The following is a 2,121-nucleotide window of genomic DNA, read 5'->3' on the forward strand; positions in this document are numbered from 1 at the left end:
GACTAACACTGCACATATATGTGCCATCATTCGCTCTGCGGACTTCTATGTCTCGTAGTGCGTTGCAATGGTGGCTGTGTGCAGGACGCTTTCGGGCGAGCCGTTTTGAGTGTTAGCGGTTGACCAAGCCTGTACACAGCCGCCTCCCATCGYTTGGTCACGGTGCTGGCGATTACTAACTAATACTCGAGTAATTACTATGCCAACGATAAATCCGTTTCCCGATCGTTACCGTTCAATCAAAAGTGGCCTTACCGACTCAAATCCCTTGGTGATCGACACAGARGCCAAYCCCCAAGACATCCTCGAAKCCGCCCTCCAGCGCATCCGAGCCTCCAGCCAGCTACTTGAAACACTCCACTGCCTATGCTTCAAGCACGGTGATGTTCAGGACATCCCGCACATTACCCATGCGCTTTATTTACTGACTCAGGATGGTTACGACCTGCTGCAGGTTGCGCAGCAGCGGATGATGGGGTGGAAAGCGCCGGTCTGACGCCACAGCATGACAAACAAGCCAGCCCCTTATGGTCGCTGGCTTGTTTGCGGGATACACCGAGTCATTGCCCTTCTGAAAACTAAGCCGTCCTCAGTTCACTGCTGCTTGCCTGTGGAATCATCGCGAGCGGGACCTCAACAGTGTTTTCTTTTTTCGCCATCCAGCGATCGACGTTGTTTTTATGTTCCGGCGCCTGAGTGGCAGAGCCGTAAATGTCTTCGGGCGTCAGTTTAAGGAAGCTCAAGGCGTGCAGCCGTTGCCGGGCGGTATTCAACCGACCTATTTCCGCTCTCAGTAGACTCGCTTCTCGCTGGTTTGCCTGACGATCGTATTGGAAGGAGTTGTTCAGTTCAGCTTCCTTCGTCTTCAAACGGTCCTGCATTTCTTGCAGTTGGTAGTAGACCTGATCGTACTCAGTCTTGGTCACCACCGTGGTTCCGCTTTCCTGGGTTTGCTGCCAGCGGCGCAATGTTGCCCAGGCGTACGGAATGTAGGAGGGCACCATGAAGTGATCGCTCATGTGGAACAGTTGCTTCACAAAAGCGGCACGGTCGGGCAAGTCATCGAACTTTTTCAATGCCTTGGTGCAGGCGGCCTCTTCGATGGAGTCGCAACCTGGATCCCAGAGAACGGCGGATTGCTCACGTCCTTTAAAGTGGACGGGCATGAAGTGGTGCAAATTACCATGGTGCTCATATGGCGAACCGCCGGTTCGCGACAGGCCTATGGCGAAAATAAGTGCGCCTAAAGGGGCGGTGACAAAACTGATGATTACGCCGGGCACCCAGATACTTTTGCGAGTGTTCATCCAGGGCGCGGGAACACTTGGGATCGGGTCGTTGTTGTTAACCATGCGGTGATGGGCCAACTCTGCCGCGCCGTTGACGAAGTCAGCGTCGCCGGCTCTTGGGGAGCCGTAGGTGTAGAGAAGGACGTCGTATTTTTTACTCTTACGTCTCAGCGCTTCTGCGAGCAAAGTTGCAATGGCTCCACCAAGGCTGTGACCACAAATAATGACCTTCTGATCTACGTAGAATTGATCGAGGTAGGTCAGAACAAACTTACTCATTGCCTGATAGGCTTCGTAAAAGCCTTGGTGTGCTTTACCAACGCCGTCCTCGAATGGGACTTGCTCTGCATCGGTGTCTCGCAAGAAATCCGCACTTTCCAAGGTTCCTCGGACGGCGATCAGTATGACTTCGTCGTGGTGAGTGATGAACGCTTGGGTATCACTGCCGCCCTTGACTTTGCCATCATCGAAGAAGTGTAGTTTGGCGGGGTGCTCTTGTTTATCGCCTAAATCAGCTTTGTTTTGGTCATACAGTGTCGAGTCGAATGGCAGGATCTCGAAACGCTTCGAATAAGGTACATCTTCATAAAGCGGATAATAAGCAGTTGTTTGGTCTTTATTGACTTTCCAAGTTTCTCTGAAGCTGGCAAGGCTGTTGCCAAACATGTATCCGACGCTCGGTTCCAATGGGAACGATACAGTGTCGAAAGGCTTTTCGGCTGGTTCTTGACCAAAGTTGCTGTAACTCAAGCTGGCAAGTAAAGACAGTTGATACAAGTTCAAGGCGCTGAACGTTTTGTCTTTCGATAGCATGGGGCGGAAAGCCCGTAGC

General features: G+C 52.1%; 2 protein-coding genes. One reads left to right on the top strand and one right to left on the bottom strand.

Features of this window, described 5'->3' with window-relative positions; all coding sequences use genetic code 11:
• Positions 1–199: 199 nt before the first annotated feature.
• Positions 200–496 carry a hypothetical protein gene (locus AC1DLB_RS28320; RefSeq protein ID WP_477786120.1) on the top strand — a complete coding sequence of 99 codons (297 nt, stop codon included), beginning with the start codon at positions 200–202 and terminating at the stop codon, positions 494–496.
• 82 nt (positions 497–578) lie between these two features.
• Here AC1DLB_RS28320 and AC1DLB_RS28325 read toward each other — a convergent pair.
• Positions 579–2,121 (bottom strand): lipase family protein (locus tag AC1DLB_RS28325; protein ID WP_477786121.1); only part of this gene is annotated, 1,543 nt, incomplete at its 5' end.

The sequence above is a fragment of the Pseudomonas sp. 05N434 genome, assembly GCF_056396965.1.